The organism is Streptomyces sp. NPDC008137, from assembly GCF_042957035.1.
Classification (GTDB): Bacteria; Actinomycetota; Actinomycetes; order Streptomycetales; family Streptomycetaceae; genus Streptomyces.
In genome coordinates this window covers 212587-235704 of the sequence record NZ_JBIBHN010000005.1, presented here as the reverse complement: position 1 = coordinate 235704, position 23118 = coordinate 212587, and the positions used below count along the sequence as shown (strand labels likewise).

23 protein-coding genes and 1 pseudogene are annotated in these 23118 nt (G+C 69.5%); 14 read left to right on the top strand and 10 right to left on the bottom strand.

Going from position 1 to position 23118, the window contains the following annotated elements:
- Nucleotides 1-17: 17 nt before the first annotated feature.
- The 4 genes and pseudogenes from ACFZBT_RS10955 to ACFZBT_RS10940 form a co-directional block, all read left to right on the top strand.
- Entirely contained in the window at nt 18-152 is a 135-nt protein-coding gene (locus ACFZBT_RS10955; protein ID WP_391101178.1) for a hypothetical protein, read from the top strand.
- A 2-nt stretch (nt 153-154) separates the two neighbouring features.
- Complete coding sequence (locus tag ACFZBT_RS10950; RefSeq protein ID WP_391101176.1) at nt 155-565, top strand: nuclear transport factor 2 family protein; 411 nt, start codon at nt 155-157, stop codon at nt 563-565.
- Nucleotides 566-600: 35 nt separating this feature from the next.
- On the top strand, nt 601-981 hold the full coding sequence (locus ACFZBT_RS10945; protein ID WP_391101173.1) for a nuclear transport factor 2 family protein: 381 nt from the start codon (nt 601-603) through the stop codon (nt 979-981).
- 398 nt (nt 982-1379) lie between these two features.
- A pseudogene (locus ACFZBT_RS10940) lies at nt 1380-1514 on the top strand (ABC transporter substrate-binding protein); the annotation flags it as partial.
- A gap of 222 nt (nt 1515-1736) precedes the next feature.
- Here the strand turns inward: ACFZBT_RS10940 and ACFZBT_RS10935 are convergent.
- Entirely contained in the window at nt 1737-2402 is a 666-nt protein-coding gene (locus ACFZBT_RS10935; RefSeq protein ID WP_391101171.1) for an NAD(P)H-binding protein, read from the bottom strand.
- A 36-nt stretch (nt 2403-2438) separates the two neighbouring features.
- Nucleotides 2439-2657, bottom strand: a complete 219-nt coding sequence (locus ACFZBT_RS10930) for a hypothetical protein (RefSeq protein ID WP_391101168.1) — start codon at nt 2655-2657, stop codon at nt 2439-2441.
- A 301-nt stretch (nt 2658-2958) separates the two neighbouring features.
- Between ACFZBT_RS10930 and ACFZBT_RS10925 the strand changes: the two genes are divergently transcribed.
- Nucleotides 2959-3372: a winged helix-turn-helix transcriptional regulator gene (locus ACFZBT_RS10925; RefSeq protein WP_391101166.1), complete on the top strand. Its 414-nt coding sequence runs from the start codon at nt 2959-2961 to the stop codon at nt 3370-3372.
- 155 nt (nt 3373-3527) lie between these two features.
- On the opposite strand, the gene ACFZBT_RS10920 is transcribed toward ACFZBT_RS10925, so the two are convergent.
- Nucleotides 3528-5165, bottom strand: a complete 1638-nt coding sequence (locus ACFZBT_RS10920; protein WP_391101164.1) for a PucR family transcriptional regulator ligand-binding domain-containing protein — start codon at nt 5163-5165, stop codon at nt 3528-3530.
- Nucleotides 5166-5429: 264 nt separating this feature from the next.
- Between ACFZBT_RS10920 and solA the strand changes: the two genes are divergently transcribed.
- The 8 genes from solA (at nt 5430) to ACFZBT_RS10880 (ending at nt 14215) form a co-directional block, all read left to right on the top strand.
- Entirely contained in the window at nt 5430-6566 is a 1137-nt protein-coding gene (solA, locus tag ACFZBT_RS10915; RefSeq protein WP_391101162.1) for an N-methyl-L-tryptophan oxidase, read from the top strand.
- Nucleotides 6567-6685: 119 nt separating this feature from the next.
- On the top strand, nt 6686-7366 hold the full coding sequence (locus tag ACFZBT_RS10910) for a haloacid dehalogenase type II (protein ID WP_391101160.1): 681 nt from the start codon (nt 6686-6688) through the stop codon (nt 7364-7366).
- A 261-nt stretch (nt 7367-7627) separates the two neighbouring features.
- Nucleotides 7628-8584, top strand: a complete 957-nt coding sequence (locus ACFZBT_RS10905; protein WP_391101157.1) for a transporter substrate-binding domain-containing protein — start codon at nt 7628-7630, stop codon at nt 8582-8584.
- A gap of 43 nt (nt 8585-8627) precedes the next feature.
- Nucleotides 8628-9545 carry an ABC transporter permease subunit gene (locus ACFZBT_RS10900; RefSeq protein WP_391101155.1) on the top strand — a complete coding sequence of 306 codons (918 nt, stop codon included), beginning with the start codon at nt 8628-8630 and terminating at the stop codon, nt 9543-9545.
- Entirely contained in the window at nt 9542-10309 is a 768-nt protein-coding gene (locus ACFZBT_RS10895; protein ID WP_391101153.1) for an ATP-binding cassette domain-containing protein, read from the top strand. The genes ACFZBT_RS10900 and ACFZBT_RS10895 overlap by 4 nt, the downstream gene beginning before the upstream one ends.
- Nucleotides 10310-10456: 147 nt before the next feature.
- Entirely contained in the window at nt 10457-11737 is a 1281-nt protein-coding gene (locus ACFZBT_RS10890) for an FAD-dependent oxidoreductase (protein ID WP_391101150.1), read from the top strand.
- Between the two features lie 41 nt (nt 11738-11778).
- Nucleotides 11779-13230, top strand: a complete 1452-nt coding sequence (locus tag ACFZBT_RS10885) for an aldehyde dehydrogenase family protein (RefSeq protein WP_391101148.1) — start codon at nt 11779-11781, stop codon at nt 13228-13230.
- Between the two features lies 1 nt (nt 13231).
- Nucleotides 13232-14215 carry an NAD(P)-dependent oxidoreductase gene (locus ACFZBT_RS10880; protein WP_391101146.1) on the top strand — a complete coding sequence of 328 codons (984 nt, stop codon included), beginning with the start codon at nt 13232-13234 and terminating at the stop codon, nt 14213-14215.
- Between the two features lie 171 nt (nt 14216-14386).
- Here the strand turns inward: ACFZBT_RS10880 and ACFZBT_RS10875 are convergent, their stop codons facing one another.
- From ACFZBT_RS10875 to ACFZBT_RS10855, 5 genes are all read right to left on the bottom strand, one after another.
- Nucleotides 14387-14824 (bottom strand): cupin domain-containing protein, encoded by a 438-nt coding sequence (locus tag ACFZBT_RS10875; protein ID WP_391101144.1) that lies wholly within the window; start codon nt 14822-14824, stop codon nt 14387-14389.
- Between the two features lie 426 nt (nt 14825-15250).
- Nucleotides 15251-16063 carry a 2-oxo-tetronate isomerase gene (otnI, locus tag ACFZBT_RS10870; RefSeq protein ID WP_391101142.1) on the bottom strand — a complete coding sequence of 271 codons (813 nt, stop codon included), beginning with the start codon at nt 16061-16063 and terminating at the stop codon, nt 15251-15253.
- Between the two features lie 285 nt (nt 16064-16348).
- Nucleotides 16349-17098 (bottom strand): aspartate/glutamate racemase family protein, encoded by a 750-nt coding sequence (locus tag ACFZBT_RS10865; RefSeq protein ID WP_391101140.1) that lies wholly within the window; start codon nt 17096-17098, stop codon nt 16349-16351.
- 167 nt (nt 17099-17265) lie between these two features.
- Entirely contained in the window at nt 17266-18120 is an 855-nt protein-coding gene (locus tag ACFZBT_RS10860; protein ID WP_391101138.1) for a ketose-bisphosphate aldolase, read from the bottom strand.
- A complete protein-coding gene (locus ACFZBT_RS10855; protein ID WP_391101136.1) occupies nt 18120-19571 on the bottom strand; it encodes a four-carbon acid sugar kinase family protein in 1452 nt (483 codons plus the stop codon). The genes ACFZBT_RS10860 and ACFZBT_RS10855 overlap by 1 nt, the downstream gene beginning before the upstream one ends.
- Before the next feature lie 870 nt (nt 19572-20441).
- Between ACFZBT_RS10855 and ACFZBT_RS10850 the strand changes: the two genes are divergently transcribed.
- Nucleotides 20442-20690, top strand: coding sequence for a hypothetical protein (locus ACFZBT_RS10850; protein ID WP_391101134.1), 249 nt, complete (start codon nt 20442-20444; stop codon nt 20688-20690).
- Between the two features lie 812 nt (nt 20691-21502).
- Here the strand turns inward: ACFZBT_RS10850 and ACFZBT_RS10845 are convergent.
- The gene (locus ACFZBT_RS10845; protein ID WP_391101132.1) at nt 21503-21967 is read right to left on the bottom strand and encodes a hypothetical protein; all 465 of its coding nucleotides are present in this window, start codon (nt 21965-21967) and stop codon (nt 21503-21505) included.
- Between the two features lie 34 nt (nt 21968-22001).
- Entirely contained in the window at nt 22002-22841 is an 840-nt protein-coding gene (locus ACFZBT_RS10840; RefSeq protein ID WP_391101129.1) for a hypothetical protein, read from the bottom strand.
- Nucleotides 22842-23118: the final 277 nt, after the last annotated feature.

Below are 23118 nucleotides of genomic sequence, written 5' to 3'. Positions count from 1 at the left end.
TTGCGCAGGTGGGAGACGTGGGCGGTCAGCGCGTGGTCGAGCGCCTGACCGCCCTCGTCGGTCAGTACGGCGAGTGCGGCTCGTCGGTCGGCATGCTGATCGCCGCCCAGATCGGCTCGAAGGTCGCCAAGGGCGAGGTGAAGTGGGGCTGACCATGAGCGAGTTCGCCACCTCTGCCGCTCCCGCCGACGTCGTACGGCGTCAGTACCTGGCCTCGGCCGCCGGCGACCTGGACGCCCTGCGCGCCACCCTCGCCCCCGACGTGGAGTGGACGGAGACGGCCGGCTTCCCGCTGGCCGGGACCTATCGCACGCCCGAGGGCGTCACCTCGAATGTCATGGAGCAGCTGGGCAAGGAGTGGGACGGCTGGGCAGCCCACGACGACACTTACGTCGTCGACGGCGAGAACGTCGTCGTCCTCGCCCGTTACACCGCGACCAACAAGGCCACGGGCAAGCCGATCGACGTCCGCGTCGCCCACCACTTCGTCGTACGCGGCGGACTCATCGTCCGCTTCGAACAGTTCGTCGACACGGCGCTCGTCCGCGACGCCATGACCGACTGAGTCGTACCGCACCCACCGCGAGACAGGAGACAGACATGTCCGCTGCGGACAACAAGGCACTCGTGACCGCCTTCTACGAGCAGGCATTCAACGACTACCAGCCGGAGGCGGCCGCCACCACACACCTCGGCGAGAGCTACACCCAGCACAACCCCGAGGCACAGGACGGCCCGGGTGTCTTCGTCGGCTATGTCCACTGGCTGCACGGGCAGTTCCCCGACCTGCGCCTGGACATCAAGCGCGTGATCGCCGAAGCGGACTTCGTGGTCACCCACAGCAGCCTGCACCTCAAGCCCGGCGACCGGGGCATGGCCGTCGCGGACTTCTGGCGTGTCGCCGACGGAAAGATCGTCGAGCACTGGGACGTGATCCAGGAGATGCCCGAGAAGAGCGCCAACGACAACCCCATGTTCTGACCCCACAGCCGTAGCACGGCACCCGTGCCGTACCCGGGCGCCCTGCTGCTCCGCTGCCGTGGTCCAGCCGCACCACACAGACTCCAGCCGCACCACACAGACAACCGAACAGAACGGACAGAGAGGCTCACCCCCACCATGAGCAGCCTTCCCAGCCGCCGCCTGCTTGCCACCGGAGCGGGCGCCGCTCTCGGACTCGGTGGCGCCGCTGCCTCCGTCACCCCCGCTCAGGCCGCCACCGGCCAAGCCTCCACGGGCCGCGTGGCACGGGCGGCGCCGAGGAGAACCGGACTCTCGACGAGCTCTACCAGGCCGCCCTCGCGGAAGGCGGCAAGCTCGTGATCTACGCCGGCGGCGATGTCTCCACCCAGGCGGACGGGATCCGCAACGGCTTCAAGAACCTCGACGGCTTCCCTCGCTTCATGGCCGACCGCGCGGCGATCGAGCGCTGGAAGCAGACCTTCGCCCTGTACTTCGGTGAGGTGAGGGGAGACCCCTCACCGGGCTGGCTCGGACTGCACCCCGGAGCCTGACCGCCGACCGGTGCCGCCCGGCCCCGCACTCCCCGCGCGATGGGCCGGCGGCCCGGAGATTCTTGCTCGTGGTCAAGCCCTTCGCGCGGGAAGGCCGCTTCCCCCGATGTGCTGGAGGAGGTCCCCGTCGGTCCCGTGCGGGGCGGCGGTGAGCAGTGGCCAGGAGGTGAGTCGGACGATTCCTGCTGATGAGGGAAACCACCCGCGGCCTGGCGGGACGGGTCAGCCGCGGGTGTTCCAGACCAGGGGCGCTTTGCGGATCCATGCGTCGTCCTCGATCGTCTGGACGAGGAACTGGGCGAGGTCGGCGCGGTTGATCCGTGTGCCGGGCTTTTCGGTGCCGGCCGCGGCGGCCCACACGGGGCCACCGGCGGGCTTGTCGGTCAGGGTGACGGCACGGGCCAGGGTCCAGTCGATGCCGGACGAGACGCGGATGACCTGGTCGACGCCGGTGTGGTCCTCGAAGCCTGCCTTGATGTTCGACAGCTTGATGAACGCCTTGACCAGCGGGTTGAGCCGGGCCCAGTCCGCGCCCGCGCCCTGCGTGGACGTCAGCACGATGCGGCGGATGCCCTGCTCGCCCATGACGGTGAGAGTGTGGCGGGCGGCGTCGGTCATGAACATCGGCGGGCTGACCGGCTTGGCCCACGGGTTGTCGGAGGCGCGGCCGTTGTTCAGCACGCTGATCACCCCCTCGGTGCCTTCGGCGGCCCGGCGGATGTCGTCGATGTTCGCGGGGGTGCCCTGGATCAGCTCGACGCCGGCCGGTGCCTGCACCTTGTCGGGATTGCGGACGAGGGTGCGGACGTGGTGGCCGCGCCGGGCCGCGTGCTCCAGGACGTGGGCGCCGGTGCGGCCGCTGCCGCCGAGGACAAGGAGGTTGCTCATGGTGATCAAATGCCTTTCGGGCAGTTCAGGGGTGGATCAGGCGGCCGGCCGGCCGGTCAGGGCAGAGCCCGGGCGGCGGGCCTCGTCGTGCGACTTGGTCATGGACGCCTCGCGCATCGGAAGCAGCGGGGCCAGCATCGGCACGTACGGGGCCATGGTCAGCTCAGGCGTGAGGCGTCGGCCCACCTGTTCGGGGGTGCGGGCGGTCGGGTCGGTGGTGCGCGCGGTGATGCCGGCCGCGCTCAGGTGCGGCACGGGGGTCGCGGCCGGGTCGCGATGGACGACCGGGGCGGTCGGTGAGGGCCTGGCGGGTCTGCTCGCGGTCCAGGCCGAGTTCGTCGCAGAGCCCCAGTAGGTCGTCCAGGGAGAAGACCGGCTCGGCCTTGCCGAAGTGGGTTGCGGAGATCGCGTCCCAGGGGGCAGGTCACCTCGGTCAAATGTCCACCTTCATCACGCACCTCCATTTCTTACTACTTGTGCGTAACGCCATGATGGACCAGCATGGAAGGCGGTACAAAAGGCACACCGGTGTGCGTGCCGGAGAGGAATGTGCGCCATGGAGACGGCCGACGGAGCAGAGGTGACGGCAGGAGCGACGGCGATCGGGCCCTGCGCGGCCATTCCTGCCGAGCACATGGACTTCATCCGCCAGACCCTCGACCGCGTCGGCGACAAGTGGAGCATGCTGATCATCGCGGTCCTGGAGTCCGGACCGCTGCGCTACACCGACCTGCAGCGCCAGGTCCCCGGCATTTCCCAGCGCATGCTCAGCCTCACCCTTCGCCGGCTCCAGCAGGACGGCCTGATCATCCGCACCGCCTACGCCGAGGTCCCTCCGCGCGTCGAGTACACCCTCGCCCCGCTGGGCCGCGGCCTGCACGAGATCGTCACCTCGCTGATCGGCTGGGCCGCCGACCACCACGACGAGATCCGTGCCCATCGCGAGCGCGCCGCGACGGCCGGACCATGACCGCCGCGCAAGCGGTCGGGGACGCGATGCGTCTCACAGAGCTGTCACGGTGTCGCTCAGTCCGCTCGAGCGCCCCCGGCCATGACGTGAACGCGGGGTCGGACACGATGGCATCGGTCGCCGAAGGCGACGCGTGTGACGGCCGACGCGCCCCGTCACACGCCGGGAAGAGCTCCTTCTCCCGCGTCCAGGACCAGCACTGCGACGTGTAGGGACGTGCGCTGCAGACCTGATTCCAGGTCGCAGCCGAGGAGCCGCTCGATGGTGTGCAGGCGCTGGTAGTACGCCTGCCGGGACATGCCGGCGCGTTTCGCCGCGACCGACTTGTTCCCGGCCGCCGCCAGATAGGCGCGCAGTGCCGGGAGCAGATCGCCGCCGTTGCGGCCGTCGTGTTCGATGAGGCGGGTCAGTTGCCGTTCCGCGTACCGCTGAAGACGGGTGTCCTCCCGAAGGACGCCCAGCAACTCCGGCAGCCGGACGTCGGCGGGGACGTAGAACCACCGCTCCGGGGAGGCCAGTGTGATGGCCTCGGACGTCTGCTCCGCGTCCTGCCACGACCGGGCGATCCCGCCGAGGTCGGTCACTCCGGGGCCGACGGCGACGACTGCCCGCGGCCCGAGCTCTTCCCGGGTCAGGCGGCCGATCCGCTCGGCGACCGGCTGCCAGGCGCTCGCCTGTGCCAGAGCCATGAGTACACCGATGCGGCCCGGGGCCGTCTCGCCGACCAGGGCGCGGACACCGGTGTGCGTCAGCGCCTTCGCGATCCGTTCGTCGTGGTGCTCTCCCTCGGTGCCGGTGTACGGGTGGCGGATGACCACGGCGAAGAGGCGGTGCCCGAGGGTGGGCAGCCCTAGTGCCTCGGCGCGGGCGCGGGCGTCCGCGGGGGAGCGGAAACGCCGTTCGTACAGGTCTCGCAGTACGGAGCGGTGGGCCCGGCGCTCCCACCAGGCCTGCCCCGCCAGTCGCGCCATGGTCAGCGCGACCGCCGCACGCTCCAGCACCAGGACGTGTTCCGGGTCGGGCTCGGCGCTCAGCCGGTCCTCCAGCAGGACCAGCCGCCCCCACGGGCCGTGGTGGTCCTGCACCGGCGCGATCAGCCACCCCTCCGGGCCGCTCGGCGCGATCCTCTCCGGCGTCGGGGCGGCCCGCGAACGCCGCGACCAGGCCGACACCACCGGCTCGTACGGCCGGCCGAGCAGCTCGCACATCAGGACCCGGTGGGTGAGATCCTCCAGCACCACGGGGGCTCCGGTGAGCTCCGCGGTGGTGTGTACCAGTTCCTCGGGGTCCGCGCCCCGCAGCGTCAGGGCCGTGAAGATGTCCTGGATGTCCCTCCCCCGGCGCAACAGGGCCCCCTGGGCGTCGAGGATGAGCGCGTGCACCGTCTGCGTGACGTCGATGAACCGGACGCCACGGGCCAGCTCGACCAGCGGCACGTCACGGGCGCGGCACGCCGCCACCAGCTCGTGGGGCACCTTCTCGTACCGGTAACCGAGCTCCACGATCAGGCCGGCCGCGCCGACGTCCGCGAGCTGGTCGACGTAGCCGCGCAGCTCGGAGGCGTCCTCGGGATGCGGCATGCCGGTCGTCAGTACCAGCTCGCCGCCCTCCAGGAAATCGGCGGGGTTGAGCAGCTCGGTGACATGCACCCAGCGCACCGGGCTGTCCAGCCGCGCCTCGCCTGCCAGCACGCGAGGCATCCCTTCGGCGAGCACGGGCAGGCGCAGTACCTCCCTGAGCGTAGGGAAGTGCCCGGTTGCGTGACGTCTGGGTGGCATAGGTGGTGCTTTCATCCGAAGGGAATCGGGCTCACCTTTGCATCGGCCACTCATCGTGACAAGGGCGGGGCCGACATGTGGGCAGCCCCAGCCGTCCGCAGTGACAGACCGTCTCAAGAAGGCCCCGAGGCGGAACACAGTGTGGGTTGCCCTGCAGGTTCCCCCGGGCGGAGAGTGAACGCCATCCCCAGCAGGACGCGAACCGGAAAGGTCCGCACGGTGTCCGCACAGTGCTGGGGCCCGACTGCCACCCACCACACCATCGAGAGGAGCGACCTCATGCGCGTCCCGAAGCGCGTCGCCGTGATCGGTGCCGGCAGCATGGGCAGCCAGGCCATGTGGCGACTGGCCGCCCGCGGAGCCGAGGTCATCGGCTACGACCGCTACGCACCGGGTCACGACCGCGGCGCGGCCGGGGGCGAGAGCCGTATCTACCGAGCCGCCCACCTCGGTGAGCCGGGCTACATCCCGCTGCTGCGGCTGGCGGACCGGATGTGGGAGCAGCTCCAGGCGGAGACGGGCCTGCCGCTGCGACGCCGCAGCGGCAGCCTCGTGATGGGAGAGACCACCTCACCGTCCATGCGCCTCCTCCTGTCCACCAGCGCCGCCCACAGGCTGGATCACGAGGTCCTGGACCGGGAGGAACTGGCCCGCCGCCACCCGCAGCACCGGCTCCCGGACGGACACACCGCTCTCCTCGACCGGTTGGGCGCCGTCATCAGGCCGGAGGCGTCGATCCAGGCCGCCGCCGCCCGTGCCGAGCAACTGGGCGCCCGGCTGCACCGCTACACCACGGTGCGCGAGGTCGTCCCCGCGGCGGGCGGCGGGGTGCGGGTCGTGACCGACCTGGGCACGGACCACGTGGACGCCGCCGTGGTGACCGTGGGCCCCTGGATCAACACCCTGATCCCGGACCTCCCCCGGACCGTCGACGTCCGCCGGGTGGTCTGCTCCTGGCACCTGCCCACCCGCCACGACTGGTTCGCGGGCGGTGCCCCTTCCTTCGTGCGCGCCGCACCCCACGACTGCTTCGGAATCCCGTCGCCCGACGGAATCTCCGTCAAGCTCGGTCTCTCCTTCAAATACCATGCGCCGGTGCCCGAGCCCGATCGGCTCGACCGTACCGTCCGCCCCGAAGAACTCGGTGTCTTCCGCGAGCTCATCGGTGAACTCATGCCCGACCTGAACCCCGACCCCATCCGGATGTCGGCCTACATGGAGGGCTACACGGAGTCCGGAAACCCGCTCGTCGGGCATCTCCCCGGCGAGGACGACATCATCGTCATGGCCGGGTTCTCCGGCAGCGGTTTCAAGTTCTCGCCCGCGATGGGAGAGATCGCCGCCGACCTGGCGCTCGACGGCACCACGCAGCACCCTGTCGACTTCCTCGCTCCGGCAGGAGTCGGCGCCGCCTGATCTCCGGCGGTTGTCGACGTCATCACCCTCACTCCTGACAACTCTGTCGTGAGCATGCCCAAAAAGGGCCGCGCATCGGCCCTGCCCCGTTCCCCGACGCAAGAAAGCGGAGCACTTCCATGCCCATTCCCTCGTTCCAGTTCCGCCCGAAGTACGTCTCGTTCGACTGCTACGGCACGTTGATCGAGTGGCCGATGACCCCCATCACACGTGAGCTCGTCGGCGACCAGATCCCGGCCGAGCACTGGGACCAGTTCGTCAAGGAGTTCCGCGGCTACCGCTACGACTCGATCCTCGACAAGTACTACCCCTACGAGCAGACGCTGCAGGCCGCCTTCGAGAGGGTCTGCCGCAAGTGGGGCGTCAAGGCGGCCCCGGACGCGGGCAAGCGGCTCGCCGACGGCGTGCGCAGCTGGGGCCCGCACGCGGACGTGCCGGAGCCGCTGAAGAAGATGGGGGAGCACTACAAGCTGGTGATCCTGTCCAATGCCGACGACGCCTTCCTCGCGGAGAGCGTGCCGCGGCTGGGCGCCGACTTCCACGCCGTCTTCACCGCCGAGCAGGCCGGCTACTACAAGCCCCGCTACGCCGCGTTCGAGTACATGCTCGACCAGCTCGACGCGGCCCCCGAGGACTTCGTCCACGTGTCCTCGCACACCCGCTACGACCTGATGCCGATGCACGACATGGGCTTCCGCAACCTCGTCCTGCTGGACCGCGGCTGCGACCCGGTCACCCACGGCTACGACTATGTGACCGTCAAGTCCCTCGACGAGCTCAACCAGATGCTGGGCGTCTGACCCGCGACGCACACCCGCTCATTCAGCACCTTCTTTCCGACAGGCGCCCGGTCTCGCGTGGCCGCCCATGAGCCCCGCGCGTTTCCGGCCGTCGGCTGACGACGCCCCCCCCGTCCGATCCCCACGTCGTCCCCGCATCACGGATTCCCCGTATCCCCCGCAACTCCGCATCCCCAGCGTTCTCCAGGAGGCACCGCCATGGAAACCAACCGGACAGGCCGCAGACCCGTACTCCGCACCGCAGGTGCTGTGGCCGCCGCCATGCACAGCAACAGGCACTTGGGCGTCCCGATCGTCACGACCGCCCTGGCCCTCGCGCTCGCCGCGTGCGGGGCGAGCGGCACCCCGCAGAACGTGGGGGCGAAGAGCACGGCGCAGGGTGGGGGATCCGGCGCGTCGGCCGAGCACACCGACGACATCTCGGCGGGCGTCAAGCCGGACCCGAAGGCGGTGAATCTGCTGCCCGCGGCGGTGAAGGCCAAGGGCAAGCTCTCGGTGGCCATGGACCTGTCGTACCCGCCCACCACGTTCATGGCATCGGACAACAAGACCCCGATCGGGTTCAACCCGGACATCTCCCGGCTGATCGCCGCCAAGCTCGGCGTGAAGCTGCAGATCAACAACGTCAAGTTCGACACCATCATCACCGGCCTGCAGGCCGATCGGTACGACTTCACCGCCTCCACCATGGGCGCCACCAGCGACCGGCTGAAGGTGCTCGACATGGTCGGCTACGTCAACTCCGGGACCGGAGTGTCCGTCCCTTACGGCAACCCGCAGAAGCTGGGCACCCACACGCTGTGCGGGCACCGCGTCGCCGTCCCCTCCGGCAGCACCGCGGAGCTGCAGTGGCTGCCCCAGCTGTCCAAGCAGGACTGTACGCGCAAGGGCAAGCCGGCCATCAAGTCGGTGACCCTGCCCAGCGTGAACGACGCTCTGACCCAGCTGGTCTCCAAGCGGGTCGACGCGGTGATGTACGACTTCATCTCGCTCGAGTGGGCGGCCCGGCAGCAGCCCAAGACGTTCGATGTCCTCAAGCCCCTGGTGGCCACCAAGCTCGCGACCGTCGCGCTGAAGAAGGACTCGCCGCTGACCCCCGCGGTGAAGGCCGCCATCCAGTCGATCATCGACGACCCCAAGTACACCGAGGCGCTGGGCCGCTGGGGTCTCAAGGACCTCGGGATCAAGACCGCGGCCATGGCCGTCCCGCAGGACTGACATGTCCACGGATCTGATCGGTACGAAGACCAGGAGCCGACCGGTGTCACAACTACTGGCCGAAGAAAAGAAGCGGATCACGCCGAAACGTCCGCGCGACTACGTCGCCTGGGCCGTCGCGATCGCGATCGTCGCCGGTCTGGTGTGGACCGTGGTGACGAACGAGAACTATCGCTGGCCGGTGGTGTTCAGCTACTTCACCACCGAGACCATCCTCAACGGCCTGCTGATCACGCTCCTCCTGACGGTGGCGAGCATGGCTCTGGGCACGCTGCTCGGGCTGGTGCTGGCGGTGATGCGGATGTCGCACCTGCGGCCCGTTTCCGGGCTGGCCCAGCTCTACATCGCCTTCTTCCGCGGCACCCCGGTGCTGGTGCAGCTGATTTTCTGGTTCAACATCGCGGCGCTGTACCCGAACATCTCCATCGGTATCCCGTTCACCGACATCTCCACGCCGGTGAACGTGAACGCGATCATGACGCCGATGACCGCGGCCGTGGTGGGGCTGACGCTGAATCAGGCCGCGTACATGTCGGAGATCATCCGTGGCGGGTTCGCCTCGGTTCCCCGGGGACAGCACGAGGCGGCGGAGTCCTTGGGCATGTCGGGGTTCACCAAGCTCCGGCGTGTGATCATCCCGCAGACCATGCCGGCGGTCATCCCGGCCACCGGCAACCAAGTGATCGGCATGCTCAAGGAGACCTCGCTGGTGAGCGTGCTCGGCGTCGCCGACCTGCTGAACGGCGCACAGTCGATCTATGCCCGCAACTACCAGACGATCCCGCTGCTGATCGTGGCCAGCCTCTGGTACCTGATCATGACGCTGGTGCTGAGCGTGCCGCAGTCCATGATCGAGCGCCGTTTCTCCCGCTCGACCAGGACGCGGCTGACCCCGGCCGCCACGCCGGCCGGGCCGGGGGCGGGCCAGCCCGTTCCCACCACGAGGGAGTCCCTGCTGTGAACGCCGACGGAACGATCGTCGCACGCAAGCTGTGCAAGAGCTTCGGACGTCACCAGGTCCTGCGTGACATCGACCTGACCGTCGCGGCCGGGGAGATCTCCTGCATCATCGGGCCCAGCGGATCCGGCAAATCCACCCTGCTGCGGTGCATCAACGGTCTGGAGACCGTCGACCGCGGAGTCCTGAAGGTCAACGGAGAGGACTTCGGCTACGTCGAGAAGGACGACGCCTACCACGCCGTCCGCCCGAAACGGCTGGCCGAGCAACGCGCCCGCATCGGCATGGTGTTCCAGCAGTTCAACCTGTTCCCGAACATGACCGCCGAAAGCAACGTCATGTCCGGACCGGTGCTGGTGCAGAAGAAGGACCGCGCCACCTGCCGGGAGCAGGCACAAGAGCTGCTGGCCAAGGTCGGCCTCAAGGGCTGTGGCCACAAGTACCCCGCCCAACTCTCCGGCGGCCAGCAGCAGCGCGTGGCCATCGCCCGCGCGCTGGCGATGGAACCCACCATCATGCTGTTCGACGAACCCACCAGCGCGCTGGACCCCGAACGCGTGGGTGAAGTACTCGCCGTCATGCGCGACCTCGCCGGCAACGGAATGACCATGCTGCTCGTCACCCACGAGATGGGCTTCGCCCGCGAGGTCGCCGACGAAGTGCTCTTCATGGACGAAGGTATCGCCGTCGAGCGCGGCGACGCCCGCGAAGTGCTGGCCAACCCTCGTGAGAAACGCACCCAGGCCTTCCTCGAAACGGTGCTGTAGGCAGGGGCGCCGACAGGTGGCCCCTCGTAGCACCCGCCACTGAGCCTCGCGCCGGCACGGGCCGCGCCACCGCTGACATCGCCGTCGGCCGGGTCCCTGGTGCTGCCCGGCCGCGCCCCCTTCGAAACTCCCCGCTAAGGACCCGACATGAAGACGATTCCCTACTGGATGGAAACCGCAGGGGCGTTTCCCGACCGATCCGGCAAGCCCGTCACCGAGGACACCGACCTGGTGGTCGTCGGCGCCGGTCTCACCGGCCTCTCCACCGCCCTCCACTCCGCCCGCAAAGGCGCCCGCGTCACCCTCGTCGAGAAGGGCCAGGTCGGCTCCGGCGCCTCCGCGCGCAACGGCGGCATGGCCAACCTGGGCTTCACCATCGGCGTGCGCCAGGCCATCCGCCGTTACGGACTCGAACGGGCCCGCGAGATCTACAACTCCTACGGCGAGGCCGTGGACACCGTCGAGCGGCTCGTGGGCGAGGAGTCCATCGACTGCCAGTTCCGCCGCGTCGGCCGCCTGGGCGTCGCGTCCCGCCCTGCGCACTTCGAGAGCAAGAAGACCCAGCAGCGCGACCTGGCCAACTACTTCGGGCACGAGACCGAACTGATCGGCAAGTCCGAGCTGCCTTCCGAGATCGGATCCGACGCCTACCACGGCGGCCTGCTCGACCCGTTCAGCGCCGCACTCCACGTCGGCCGTTTCGTGCGCGGTATGGCCGAGGCGTGCGAGCGCACCGGTGTCGAGATCCACGAGCGCAACGCGGCCATCGGCGTGCGGCGTACCGCCGCCGGCCGGTTCGAGGTCAGCACCGAGCGCGGTGTCATCCGTACCGGGCAGGTCATGATGGCCACCGACGCCTACACCGACAAGAACTTCCCGTGGCTGCGCCGCCAGCAGGTCTGCCTGGGCAGCTTCATCATCGTCACCGAGCCGCTCGGCGAGGAACTCGCCCGGGACATCATCCCCAAGGCCCGCCTCATCGTCGACTCCAACCAGGTCTGCCACTACTTCCGGCTCACCCCGGACAACCGGCTGCTGTTCGGCGGCCGCGCCCGTTTCGCGCCGTCCGACCCCACCTCGGACAAGAAGAGCGGTGCCGTCCTGTTCCGTGAGATGTGCGAGATCTTCCCCCAGCTCTCCCGTACCAGGATCGAGTACGTGTGGGGCGGCTCCGTCGGCTTCGCCATGGACCGCATCGTGCACGCCGGGCAGACCGACGACGGCGTCTACTACTCCATGGGATACGCCGGCCACGGCGTGCAGATGGCCACCCACATGGGGCAGGTCATGGCCGAGGTGATGGACGGCCACCCCGAGGTCAGCCCCGTCCGCGACATCGCCCCGCCGCGCATCCCCCTCTACAACGGCACCGCATGGTTCCTGCCCTTCGCTGGCGCCTACTACAAGACGCTCGATCGCATCCGCTGACCGGTCGGCAGCCTCTCTACACCTACAAGGAGATACCCACGATGACTGTCGTCCGTGATGTTCCCAAGCAGCTGTTCGTCGGCGGCGATTGGCAGGACGCGGAGTCCGGCCGCACCCTGTCCGTCGACAACCCGGCCACCGGCGAGGAACTGTGCCAGATCGCCGACGCCTCACCCGCCGACGGCCGTCGTGCGGTCGAGGCGGCGGTCGCCGCGCAGGCCGCATGGGCCGCCACCCCGCCGCGCGTGCGCAGCGAGATCCTGCGCCGCGCCTACGACCTGATCATCGCGCGCACCGAGGACCTGGCGCTGCTGATAACCCTGGAGATGGGCAAGCCCCTGGCCGAGGCGCGTGCCGAGGTCGCCTACGGCGCGGAGTTCTTCCGCTGGTTCTCCGAGGAAGCCGTCCGTATCGACGGCGGCATGATGACCGCCCCCGACGGCAGGAACCGTCTGCTGGTCGCCCGTCAGCCCGTCGGCCCCTGCCTGCTCATCACCCCCTGGAACTTCCCCCTGGCGATGGGCACCCGCAAGATCGGCCCTGCCATCGCCGCCGGCTGCACCATCGTCCTCAAACCCGCCCCCCAGACCCCCCTGACCAGCCTCGCACTGGCGGAGATCCTCACCGAAGCGGGCCTGCCGGCCGGGGTGCTGAACATCGTCACCACCTCCGACGCCGCCGGCGTCGTCGAACCCCTCCTTCGCGGCGGGAAGATCCGCAAGCTCTCCTTCACCGGCTCCACCCAGGTCGGGCGGATCCTGCTGGCCCAGTGCGCCGACACCGTCATCCGCACCTCCATGGAACTGGGCGGCAACGCACCCCTCATCGTCTTCGACGACGCCGACCTCGACGTGGCCGTCGAGGGCACCATGGTCGCCAAGATGCGCAACATGGGCGAGTCCTGCTGCGCGGCCAACCGCATCCTTGTCCAGGCTTCCGTCGCCGAGGAGTTCGCCTCCCGCCTCGCCGCCCGCATGGCCGCCCTCACCGTCGGGCCCGGCACCGACGTCGGCACCGACGTCGGCCCCCTCATCGACCTCGCCGGCCGCAGCAAGGCGCACGACCTGGTGCGGGACGCCGTCAAGCGCGGTGCCACCGCCCTGACCGGCGGTGAACTCCCCGAGGGACCGGGCTGCTTCTACCCGCCCACGGTCCTCACCGGTATCGCCCCCGACTCCGCGATCATCGACACCGAGATCTTCGGCCCCGTCGCCGCGATCCGCGCCTTCGAGACCGAGGACGAGGCCGTCACCGCCGCCAACGACACCGAATTCGGTCTGGCCGCCTACCTGTTCACCCAGAACCTCGACCGTGCCCTGCGTGTCGCCGAACGCCTCGAAAGCGGCATGATCGGCATCAACACCGGACTGGTCTCCAACCCCGCCGCGCCCTTCGGCGGCGTCAAGCAGTCCGGCCTCGGCCGCGAAGGCGGACTCGTCGGCATCGACGAGTTCCTGGAGTACAAGTACATGGCCGTCCCCGTCGGAGCCTGACATGGGCGAGCGACTCGTCGTCCTCTACCGCGGCAACCGGCCGCCCGCCACGGACCGCATCGAGCGCCTCGCGGACACCGTCTACGCGACCGAGGAGGAACTGCCCTACCTCCTCGCCGGCGCCGACGTCCTGCTGGCCTGGGTGACCATCACCCCGGCCATCCGGGAGGCGTGGCCCGACGATCCGCAGAAGGCGCCCCGCTGGGTCCACGCGTCCTCCGCGGGCGTGGACTCCTTCATGTTCCCCGCCCTGGTGGACGATCCGCAGATTGTCCTGACCAACGCCCGTGGGGTCTACGAGCAGCCGACCGCCGAGTACGTGCTGGGCCTGATCCTCGCCCTCGCCAAGGACTTCCCCGGCACGTGGGAGCACCAGCGGCGCCGCGAGTGGCGTCCGCGCCCCAGTGACGGCATCACCGGACGCACTGTGCTGGTCTGGGGAACGGGGCCGATCGGTCGGGCCATCGCCCGGCTGCTGCGCGCCGTCAGGATGCGGGTGAGCGGCGCGGGCCGCAAGTCCCGCACGGACGACCCCGACTTCGGCACGGTCCACGGTGCGAGGACCCTGCGCTCCGCGCTGACGGAAGCGGACTACGTCGTCCTGGCCGCCCCCCTCACCCAGGACACCCGGGGCATGGTCGACGCCTCCGTGCTCGCCGCCATGAAGCCGGGCGCCCGACTGATCAACGTAGGCCGTGGCGGACTCGTCGACGAGGAGGCGCTGGTCGACCACCTCGCCGCCGGGCGGCTCGCCGGCGCGGCCCTGGACGTGTTCGCCCAGGAACCGCTGCCTGCCGAATCACCTCTGTGGGACATGCCCGGCGTGATGATCTCCCCGCACACGGCGGGAGAGACCACCAGTGAGCGGGAGGCGCTCGTCGAGGTGTTCCTCGACAATCTCACCCGGCACCTTGAGGGCCGGCCGCTGCGCAACGTGGTGGACAAGCGGCGCGGATACGTGGTCGACGGCACGCCCCCAGCCTGAAGGCGAGCAGCACGCGCCCCGACCGGTGACTCCTACCGGCCGGGGCGCGTGCTACTCGCCTTCTCTCTCCCACCTGTGGCACCTGGCTGGACCCGGACGCCGAGCAGCATGGAGGGGACCGGGCGGTAGCCGCCCGGTCCCATCGCCCTGTACCGCTTCGCTGAGCCGGGCTTATGAAACGGTCAGGTAGATCTTGCGCACGGTTTCGATGGTCTTCCAGACACCGACGTAGCCCGGCTTCATGACAAAGCTGTCGCCCGCCTTGTAGATCACCGGTTCGCCGCCTTCCGGCGTGAGTTCGATGACGCCGGACAGGATGTGGCAGAACTCGAAGAGCTCGCCCTTGATCGAGTGCGTCTCGCCGGGCGTGGCTTCCCAGACGCCCGTTTTGATCGTTTCCCCACGGGCGGCGTCCTGGGCCCAGGTCTTGTAAGTCGGGTGGCCGGAAATCAGGCGTTCCGGCAGCGGACCGGACTCCTGGGGTGCGAAGGACGGGTCGGGATCGATGGTCTTCAGGAGCGACATGTTCATCCTCCAGTGGATGTGACAACGACGAAAATCGGGAGCGGACATACCGGGCGTCACCGGGCCGGGTTCGACCAGACTCATCGCGCATCTCGGAGTAGGGTCTGACGGCTGCCGCCACGGGTGTGCCGGACGATGGCATCGAAGGCGACCTGATGGGCGGCCTCGGCAAGCACCGGATCGACCGTGCCGGGCATGATGCTGGAACCGGCCTGCGCCGGCGGTGTGGAGCGCGACTGCCCCGGCCCATCGAGTATTTCTGACGCCCCGCACAGAGCCCACGCGTGAGCTGTCCGTTGCGGGCACGATGTCCGGACGTTGTGTCAGGCGGGAGGTCAGAGGGGTATTCATGGCCACGAGCGGATCGGTGGCCCCGGGCGCATCCAGCGGCACGGACGGGTCTGCGAGCATCAGCCCGTCCCTCGGCGCACCACGCGAACGAACCGCGTCTTCAGCAGTGCAGCGGCGACCTGTCCGCCCAGGAAGCCCAAGCCGCCCGTGATGAGGTGCTCATGCGTTTTCCCCTCGCTGGCTCCGGTAGTTGTGGAGCCACCGGAGACCTTCGCTCGTGCCGGCGCGTGGGCGGTACTCGCAGCCGATCCACCCGTCGAAGCCCAGCTCGTCGACCACGTCGAGCAGATGGCGGACGTTGAGCTCACCCTGGTCGGGCTCACCCCGGTCGGGCACGCCCGCGACCTGCAGATGACCGACCCGGCCGGTGGGCAGGTCGCGGCGCAGGGTCGCGGTGAGGTCGCCCTCGACGATCTGGCAGTGGTAGAGGTCGAACTGCACCTTGAGATGCAAGGCTCCCACCTCCTGAACGACGGCGTGCGCCTCGGCCTGAGTGCTCAGGAAGTACCCGGGCATGTCGCGGCCGTTGATCGGCTCGATCAGGATGTCGACGCCGGCCGCGGCGGCCCGCTCCGCGGCCCAGGCCAGGTTGGTCAGGTAGGTGTCACGGTGCTTGGCCCGCTCGACCGGTGGCGCGTCCGGCCGGACCAGCCCGGCCATCAGGTGCACCCGCGGGCAGCCCAGCGCCGCCGCGTACTCCAGCGCCCGGTCGACCCCGGAACGCACCTCCGCCTCGCGTCCGGGCAGTGCTGCCATCCCGCGCTCTCCGGACTCCCACGCTCCGGGAGGGGCGTTGAGGAGCACCTGCTCCAGGCCGAGGTCATCGAGGCGGCGGCGCAGCTCGGCGGCGTCGTACGCATAAGGGAAGAGGTACTCCACGGCCTCGAAGCCGTCAGCCGAGGCCGCGGCGAAGCGGTCGAGGAAATCGTGCTCGGTGTACATCATGGACAGGTTCGCTGCGAACCTCGGCATGCTGGCTCCTGTGTTCCGGCCGGGGACGGCCAAGGGCAGTGGTTGACGGCCTGCTTCTTGAGGGCTGTTGCAGGGGACAAGGCGAACTCCTGGTCCGAGCCGGCCGTGCTCACCTGCGTAGACGGAAGATCTGGGCGGTGATCCCGGAGCAGGCCGACCAGGCGGCCATCCGCAAGAAGAGGGGTCTTGCGGAGGTTCGCCCGGTCCGCCACGGCGCCACACACCGAAAAGATCGCAGCACCATGGACCGCGTCATCAAAGCCGGACCGCAGTGATGCGGTGCCATCAACTGGCCCCGCAGCCTCCCTGCCATTCCATGGTCTCGAAGGCCCTGGCTGGGGCACGGACAGGTTCAGCCGCCTGCTCGTTCAGCACACGCACCGCGTCCTCCGCTCCGCTGAGTGGGCTGGCGAGCACGGGCTTGCCGACGGCTTCGGCGATCGCGGGAGCCAGCCGTGCCATGGACGCCTGGGCCAGCACGATCACGTCGACCTCGGTGGCCAGCGCCCGTGCCCCGTCCAGCACCATCGCGTCGTGGCGGTCGCGGTCACCGGACGTCAGCACCGAGAAGGCGCCGTCGCAGAGCCGTTCTTGGACGGTGATGTCGCGACCGGCCGCCCGGGCCTTCTCCTGGATGAGGGCACGGGTCGGCGGCAGTGTCGTGGGGACCGTGGCGAGGACGCCGATGGCGTCAGCCGTCTCGACCGCTGACGCGGTCATCGCGTCGTCGATCTTGACGATCGGGACGGAGACCAGGCGTCGGGCCACGTCGATCGCCGGACCGACCGAGGAGCAGGCGGAGAAGATGACATCGGCCCCCGCGGCCTCCGCCGCCTGGGCCAGGTGCACCATGCGCTGGGTGCTGGCAGGTGAGACCTCACCGTCGCGCACCACGGCTGCGAGCACGTCGCTGTCGACGAAGTGCAGGACCTTGGCGTCCGGCGCGAGTTCCGCGAGGTGCTCGTTGATGACCGAATCGGGGGTGACGAACAGCAGACTGGTATGCAGAACGGCGATCGAGGCAGTGCTGGACATGCGTGGCTCCAACAGGGTGTGGTATCGGCCCGCGGGCCGAGGAGGGCACACGAGCACGAGACGAAGCGGTGCGAACCGCGCGCAAGGCGCACGGCCGGGGCGTACGACGGTCTTGTGTCCGTCGCTGTGGTGCGGCTCGGACAGCGGGGCTGAGTTCAGGTCACGCGTTACCCCTCGTTGTGGGGGCTGAGGCGGCCGATGACCTCCAGGGCTGCGTCCCGGACCGCGTCGCGGCCCGCCGCCCACAGGGAGACGACGTCGGAGCCGGGCAGCGCGGACGGGAGGGTCACGCGGACTGCCTCCAGGTAGGTGCGGCGCAGTTCGGCGTTGACGTTGACCTTGGCGACGCCTCTGGCGAGGGCGCCGTGCAGCTCCTCGACGGGCAGACCGCTGGCGCCGTGCAGGACGAGCGGGACGGTCACGGCCTCGTGGATCGCGGCCAGCCGCTCCAGGTCCAGGCGGACCGGGTGCTTGGTGAAGCCGTGGACGTTGCCGACGGCGACGGCGAGTGCGTCCACGCCCGTCGCGGCCACGAATTCGGCCGCCTGCCGCGGATCCGTCATCGCAGCGGCCTGGGCGACGGCGTCGGTGGAGACGTCCTCGTCGCCCGGCAGGGCACCGAGCTCGGCCTCCACCCAGGCACCGTGGTTGCGGGCCCGGCGGACCGCCTCCTTCGTCAACGCGATGTTCTCGGCGAACGGCAGATGGGAGCCGTCGACCATGACGGAGGTGTAGCCCGCCTCCAGACAGTCGGTGATCTCCTCCAGGTCCCGGCTGTGATCGAGGTGCACACCGAGGCGGGCAGTGGACTGTCCGGCCGTGTGCAGCGCCAGCCGCATCAGGGCTTCGCGCCCGGCGTGCTTGAAGGGACTGGAGCCCGCCTGGATGACGACCGGCCGTCCGGCGGCCTCGGCGGCGGCCGTGATGCCCTGGGCCGTCTCCAGGTTGTAGGCGACGAAGCCAGGCAGGGCGTGACCGGCGGCCGCGGCCTCCTTCAGAGCATCGGTTCCATGCAGCAGCATCAGGCACTCCTGAGCAGGTCGAGGGCGTCGGCGAGGGCGTCGGCGCCCCCGACGTTCCCGGCGAAGACGATGTAGGGGATGCCGGCGGCGGGGCCGTCCACGGGCTCCCAGAGCGAGACGATGCCCGGCAGCAGGGTGCCCCGGGCCCAGGCACGGCGGATCTCGAGGCCGTGGGTGGCGGTGTCGCTGGAGGTGATACCGCCCTTGGCGACGACGAAGGCGGGCCGTCGGGTGGCGTTGACCTGGCGTACGGCCTCGACGAGCGCGGCGGAGACCCTGCGGGAGATCGCGAGACTGTCGTCCGCGTCGGCACCCGTCACCAGCACGCGCGAGGTACGGATCACGGCGTCGGCCGAGTACAGCGCTCCGGCGGCCGCGGCCGCGACCTCGGCGATGTGGGCGTCACGTCGCTCCTCGTCGAGCAACAGGGCCACATCCAGTTCGTACTCGGCGATCCCGCCTCGCTCCCGCAGCCGGTCCAACTGCCTTGTGGTCAGCGCCACATGAGACCCCACGACGATGAGACCGTGCGGCGTGGCGTTGCTGCGCAGCGGGCGCAGTTCGGCCGGGGTGAGCGGTGCCCGCCCGGCTTGTCCGGCGCGGGCCCTGACGAAGGACGGCCCGACCCGGTACACCAGCCGCGTGCCGTTCTCCTCCGCCTGTGCGAGGGCCAGGGCCAGCACCCGCAGATCGTCGTCGCACACCGCGTCGACCACGGCAGTGCGTCCGCCGCGCAGCGAGGACAGCAACCGCGCCGTGTGCGCCGGGCCACCGCCGCGCAGGTCGTCGAGGGTGACGCGCAGAACCCCGTCCGCGGGGATGCGTCCGCCCGTCTTCTCCTCGACCCACTCGGGCAGCGAGGAGCTGCGGTAGCCGAAGGTGGCGTCGCGGGCGAACTCGCTCATCCCGACCGGGAGCAGTCCATCGGCGGTCCGCATCCAGTGGTTCGAGCCTACGGTCAGCCGACCCGCCTCGATGTAGGCGGGGACCAGGACCACACCGTCCGGGGCACCTGCGCCCAGCTCCGTCAGCTCCTCTGCGAGGACATCGGTCTCCAGCGGGAAGTGACCGCGAAGCGTGGAGTCCCCGCGGCTGGCCAGGACGTAGCCGGTGCCCTCGGCCGCCGACGCCGCGTGCAGGGCGCGGACGACCTCGCGGTTGCGGGCGGCCGCGTCCTCGGGGGACAGGCTGCGGGTGTTGGTGAGGACGAAGAAGACGGCGCGGTCCTGGTGCAGCGCCCAGCGCAGGTCGTCCACCGTCCAGGACGTCAGGACGGGCACGTCGGCGACCGTCTGGGTGCCGGTCGGATCGTCGTCGAGGACGACGAGACGGGGGCCGCCGGATATGCGGGCGGCCACTTCCGCGGCGCTCACCTCGTGGACCGGGGGCAGCCCTTCCAGCACCGCTGCCTCGGGGACGGGCCGCGTCTGGGCATGAAGGGGTGGAGACATGGCGAATTCCTGGTCTGTTACGAGGGGTTGAGGGGGAACGTCAGTCGAGGTCGCGCCTGATCACGTCACACCAGGGCTTGACCGGGTCCCGCGACGGCTTGGCGGGTACGTCGCGGTGGCCGAGCAGGTCATGCTCGCTGCGGTGAGCTACGGCGGTCATGGCGGGGCGGGCCTTCTCTCGGAGCATGTTCAGGCGGGCGTGTTCGTGGGGTGCAGCAAGGAGGCGAGCGAGCCGACCCGCCAGGGCGGTGGGGACTTCCCACGATCACGGGGCGGAAGTCTGCGCAGTGTCACGGCCGTGGGTATCGGCTCAGAACGACCTCTCCTTCGCCTTGCAGCAGGCGCGGCCGAACGGCAGGAACCGGGCGGGCGGCAGGACCTCGGTCCCGCGGTCCCGATGCCGTCACCGGGGATGAGGCTGATGCGGTGGTGCCGGGTTCGTCATGCGGCCGATTGCAGCAGCGGGCCGGGCAGCGCGTCCAAGACGCAATGCCGATGTGCCTTATAGGGGCGCCCTATAAGGCGGCTTTACCGCGGTTCCGTCAGCTCCGTCCGGGAAGGACATCGCCGCCGGGGACAGTGGGCCGCGGCGGCTGATCAGCGCGATACGCAGTTCGCCGTCCGCTTCCGGATCGAGCACCAGGGCGCCCGCCCGCTTCTGCTGTCCGCCGCCCGGCTCGGTCACCACCGCCGGCCCCACAGCCTCCGGCACCATCGGGAGCACCGACAACACCGTTGCTTGCATATGGCGTTCACATGGGCTCGCCCGGCCGCGCCCCTCTGCACCATGATCAGCCGGTGCCCGGCCGGCTCTTCGCGAGCCACCCTCCTCCCGGAGGGAACTGTGGCGTCAGCAACACCAACTCCTGCATGACGGGACACCAGCCCCTGCTCGCGCAGTGGGCCGGCGGTGGTCAGCAGCCCCGGCTCCCCAGCGTTGGTGCGCACCATGTCGACCACGTCCTGTGCGGCGAAGGCGGCGCGCACTCCCACCCCGGGATGGCGGCAGCCGAGTGCGAGCCGGTGTCCGGAGCGAGCGAGGGCGGATCCCCGGTGAGCTGGTTGCCGCAGTCTGATCAGCCCCAGCAGGACGGACTCTCGGTCTTGACGCTCGATTGACGCTCTGAGCGTCTGCACGGAGGACGATGAGCCGAGAAACCCGGCTCTGAGCTGGGCTTTTCTGGGACCCGTTCAGGCCGACATCTTTCCGATGACGCATCATGTGGAGTGCGTGGCGATCCTTGAGCCTGCTGAAAAGGGCATCTGACCTGCTGTTTTGGCGAGTGTGCATGATGTGCGTCGTGTGCGTTACGGGCGATATCCTGACGCATGTTCTGATGGGACGTCAGGAGCCCGTTCCATATAGTTGACTGGCCGTCAGATCCTGTCTGGGGGAGGCTTCGGCGGTGCCGTCTTCGGGTCGGTGGGGGTGGGACGCGCTGTTGCTCCGAGGGTCGGCGAGGTAGAGCTTGAGATCCGCAGCGCTCGGCTCGGGTGGCGTTGTGGAGTCTTGGCGCTGAGGCCGTTACGCCGGCCGGAGCTGCCTCCCGCGGGGGTGTAGGGGGCTGCTTCGGCTCTTTCCTTGCGCCCAGTTCGCGATGAGGCCCCCCGGCGGTCACGCCGACCTTGTGCGCGCTGGCGTAAACCCGGCGGCTCGCTCCGCCCACCGCGCGCGGCCCGGGCCTCGGCGGCAAGGTTGCCCAGACAGGTGTCAGGACCGGTGGACGCGGTTCGTCACTACGCTCGCGCTCGGGTTCGGCTGCGGAACGGTTGCAGGCGTGACCCACAACGAGCCGATCGGTGCTCTTTCTGCAGAGGTGAAGATGATCGCGTCCAGGGTGTTCCGCCGGACCGCTGGTCCGCCACGGCGGTCCGGCGGGTGCGCAGGGCAACGGAGGGCCCTGAGGGCCCTCCGTTGTTCGAGTGAACGGTCAGCAGCTGTCCGTCCAGCTGTGGGAGGAGATGTTGTCGTTCACGGACTCGCCATAGCCGTCCCACCAAGGCAAGCCGTGGCTGAAGACTTCGCGTCCGAGTGTCAGGTCCAACCACATGTCGCCGTTGCCGAGGCAGGCGTACACACCGCTCTGGTCCTCGTTGTAGTACAGGTCGACGTCGTCGTAGCCGCCGGCGTATCCCCGGTTCTCCACCGAGGAAGCGAGGTTGCGCATGTGCGGGCAACCAGGGCCCGGATAGTCCCAGTTACGGTTGTTCCCTTCCCATGCGCAGTGGCCGCCGCCTCGGTAGGGGTCGATCCAGGCGTGGAGCTTGCCGTCTGCCGCGGCCGCGGTGAGCGCGCGGGACTCCGCCGGCCTCGGTTCCGCGGCCTGAGCCGTGGGAGCGGTGAGTGCGACGGCCGTCAGGGCGACCACGCCGGCGAGTGAAGCGAGCTTGCTCATGTCCTGTTCCTCTCGTTGTCTGCTGTCGGGTTGATCAGCCGCGGCGGACGATGTCGCGGGCACGGCTGAGCGCCTTGTATTCGAGCAAGGCGCGGTTCTTCACCTCAGTGGGATGGCGGGAGTCCATCCGCTGGCGATGTGCACGGCTCAGCTCTCGGAGCGTCGCGGCAAGGCCCGTCGATCGCGCGCAGACGGCCTCAGCCTGAGCCGTGGCGAACTCACCGGCCTCAGGGCGGAGCGCGAAGTGTTCGCGTGTCTTCTGAGGCATGTCGTAGGGGAGGCCCCGTTCATGCATGCAGGTGGCCCACTGCCGGGTTGCGGGAAGGAGTTTGGGATCGCCTACGACCGCCACCCTGGCCGTTCGGTCAAGGGCGTCGGTGACCTTCTTGGCCCGGAACCAGGCACGCAGGTCGGTGTAGAGCTCACGCTGGGCGTAGGAGACGCATCCTTTGTCGCTGTGCCGGATCCTGCCCATCCCGGGGACGTCGGCTTCCAGCCCTTCCGGGGTCGGCCCGTTGAGTGCCGTGATCGCGGCCGCTTTGCGGTCGGTGGAGAGCCGGTCGAAATAGCGGCGGTTGGGGTCGTTGCGAGCCGACGCCTCCCGGCGTTCTTTGATGCCGCGGCCGTAACCATTCGCGGCGGCCCACTGCTTGTCGTCGATGACGTACGGGAACCGGCGCTCCAGAGGTTCGGGGAGTTCCGGGGTGACCCAGAAAGAGAAACCCTCCTTTCTCATACAGTCACGCGTGAGAATCTTCTCCGCCTGGGCCAGAACCTCTCGTTCCGCGATGGTGAGGTGTCGTGGCGATTCCTGCTGACCCTGAGCCGTCCGCGAGCCGTTGGGTTCGCAGGCCGTAATCCATGTGACCGCCACGGACAGGAGCGCGGCAAGGCACGCCTTTCGGCCGGAACGCCGGATGCGATGGGCGCGCCAGGTTGCGTCGCTGCTGCCTGAGGCATGCCGGGATGCGCGGTCACGGGATTTGTGCAGGCGAGGTTGCGCGGACATTAGTGGTGGCCCCCTGTGTCACCATCCCCGGATCGGTCGGGGGACATTCGCTGGGTTGCGGGAATCAGCCGCGCTTCGGCAAACCGTCTTTCGGCTGATGCCAGAGTGCTGTTCCCCGCGCATCGACTATCACATGGTCGAC

Bases quoted from the DNA above. Each gene is read 5' to 3' on its own strand.
- ACFZBT_RS10950 (WP_391101176.1), top strand. From the start codon at position 155: ATGAGCGAGTTCGCCACCTCTGCCGCTCCCGCCGACGTCGTACGGCGT.
- ACFZBT_RS10945 (WP_391101173.1), top strand. From the start codon at position 601: ATGTCCGCTGCGGACAACAAGGCACTCGTGACCGCCTTCTACGAGCAG.
- ACFZBT_RS10935 (WP_391101171.1), bottom strand. From the start codon at position 2,402: ATGAGCAACCTCCTTGTCCTCGGCGGCAGCGGCCGCACCGGCGCCCAC.
- ACFZBT_RS10925 (WP_391101166.1), top strand. From the start codon at position 2,959: ATGGAGACGGCCGACGGAGCAGAGGTGACGGCAGGAGCGACGGCGATC.
- ACFZBT_RS10920 (WP_391101164.1), bottom strand. From the start codon at position 5,165: ATGAAAGCACCACCTATGCCACCCAGACGTCACGCAACCGGGCACTTC.
- solA (WP_391101162.1), top strand. From the start codon at position 5,430: ATGCGCGTCCCGAAGCGCGTCGCCGTGATCGGTGCCGGCAGCATGGGC.
- ACFZBT_RS10910 (WP_391101160.1), top strand. From the start codon at position 6,686: ATGCCCATTCCCTCGTTCCAGTTCCGCCCGAAGTACGTCTCGTTCGAC.
- ACFZBT_RS10905 (WP_391101157.1), top strand. From the start codon at position 7,628: ATGCACAGCAACAGGCACTTGGGCGTCCCGATCGTCACGACCGCCCTG.
- ACFZBT_RS10890 (WP_391101150.1), top strand. From the start codon at position 10,457: ATGAAGACGATTCCCTACTGGATGGAAACCGCAGGGGCGTTTCCCGAC.
- ACFZBT_RS10885 (WP_391101148.1), top strand. From the start codon at position 11,779: ATGACTGTCGTCCGTGATGTTCCCAAGCAGCTGTTCGTCGGCGGCGAT.
- ACFZBT_RS10880 (WP_391101146.1), top strand. From the start codon at position 13,232: ATGGGCGAGCGACTCGTCGTCCTCTACCGCGGCAACCGGCCGCCCGCC.
- ACFZBT_RS10875 (WP_391101144.1), bottom strand. From the start codon at position 14,824: ATGAGTCTGGTCGAACCCGGCCCGGTGACGCCCGGTATGTCCGCTCCC.
- otnI (WP_391101142.1), bottom strand. From the start codon at position 16,063: ATGCCGAGGTTCGCAGCGAACCTGTCCATGATGTACACCGAGCACGAT.
- ACFZBT_RS10865 (WP_391101140.1), bottom strand. From the start codon at position 17,098: ATGTCCAGCACTGCCTCGATCGCCGTTCTGCATACCAGTCTGCTGTTC.
- ACFZBT_RS10860 (WP_391101138.1), bottom strand. From the start codon at position 18,120: ATGCTGCTGCATGGAACCGATGCTCTGAAGGAGGCCGCGGCCGCCGGT.
- ACFZBT_RS10855 (WP_391101136.1), bottom strand. From the start codon at position 19,571: ATGTCTCCACCCCTTCATGCCCAGACGCGGCCCGTCCCCGAGGCAGCG.
- ACFZBT_RS10850 (WP_391101134.1), top strand. From the start codon at position 20,442: ATGACGGGACACCAGCCCCTGCTCGCGCAGTGGGCCGGCGGTGGTCAG.
- ACFZBT_RS10845 (WP_391101132.1), bottom strand. From the start codon at position 21,967: ATGAGCAAGCTCGCTTCACTCGCCGGCGTGGTCGCCCTGACGGCCGTC.